Consider the following 1,053-nt stretch of genomic DNA (forward strand, 5'->3'; position numbering starts at 1 on the left):
ACGGCGGCCGGGACGGCGGCGAACTCCTCACGGACGTGACCGCCGTGACCCGGGCCGTCGACGTGGGGCGCGATCAGGTCGAGGAGGGCCAGGAGGTCGCGGCTGAACAGGCACCAGGCATGGCGCTCCCCCTCGGCCGTGAAGCCCCGGGACCGGCGCCGCAGGGAGGCGACGTCCCCGCCGGGCAGCCGGCTGTCCGGGTCCGGGCGGAGCACCGCGTACGCGTGCTCCTCGGGGTCCGGTCCCGCCGGACGGTCGGTGTCCAGGCCGAGGTGCCACCGAAGGGCCGCCAGAACGCCGTCGGGCGTGTCGTCGCGGAGGAAGCAGCTGAGAACGACTTCGTCGCGCAGGCTCACGGCCCGCAGTCTGCCGTGCGGCCCGGACACGGCGCGCGTCCGGGCCGTCCCACGGTCAGCCGGTCACCGGTCAGTCCGGGACGATGCCGCCGAGCAGTTCGCCGGAGAAGACGGCCTCGTACGGGAGGTCGACGCCGAAGGCCTTCTCCGCGAGGAGCAGCATCCCGGCGACGCCGGTGGGGGGCGGCGCGTCCGGGGAGGGGTCCGGCGAGGGGTCGAGTCCGACCTCGGCCATGGCGGTGAGCAGCCACTCCGGCGTGCTGCCGTGTCTTCGGGAGGGCGCTCCCGGGTCGAAGCCGCAGGCGGGTTCGGTGTCCTCGCAGTAGGAGAACCACGGGATCGTCTCGGTCTTGACGACGACGAAGGCGCGCGTGCCGGCCGAGACCGCCTCCAGGACGCCCGGCTGCAGCGCCTGGGCGGTCCATCGCTGGACCGCGAAGGCCCAGCCGTCGCGTTCTCCGGCCCGGATCATGACGATGTCCTCGGTCAGCTGCCGGTCCAGGGCGTCGTCCTCGTCGATCCGGTCGATCGACTCCTTCTCGCAGCCGAGCCGGAGCAGCAGGCTCCGCGCGTCCAGCCCTTCGGCGAAGGTGACGGAGAATCCCGTGTCGTACGCCTGCGGGAGCCACGCCAACCCGCCGTCCACCGGAACCCCTCCCCCGCCGGGCAAAACAACGGGCAAGGAGCTCGCCCGCTC

The 1,053-nt window shown here is 73.8% G+C and carries 2 protein-coding genes; both read right to left on the reverse strand.

Annotation, left to right across the window (positions count from 1 at the left end; genetic code table 11):
• A partial coding sequence (locus tag ABZ641_RS39190; RefSeq protein WP_359989513.1) for a hypothetical protein occupies window positions 1-356 on the reverse strand: 356 nt, incomplete at its 3' end.
• Window positions 357-426: 70 nt separating this feature from the next.
• Window positions 427-1,002: a DUF6461 domain-containing protein gene (locus tag ABZ641_RS39195; RefSeq protein ID WP_359989515.1), complete on the reverse strand. Its 576-nt coding sequence runs from the start codon at window positions 1,000-1,002 to the stop codon at window positions 427-429.
• Window positions 1,003-1,053 lie beyond the last annotated feature (51 nt).

The sequence above is a fragment of the Kitasatospora sp. NPDC007106 genome (assembly GCF_040634455.1).
Taxonomy (GTDB): Bacteria; Actinomycetota; Actinomycetes; order Streptomycetales; family Streptomycetaceae; genus Kitasatospora; species Kitasatospora arboriphila.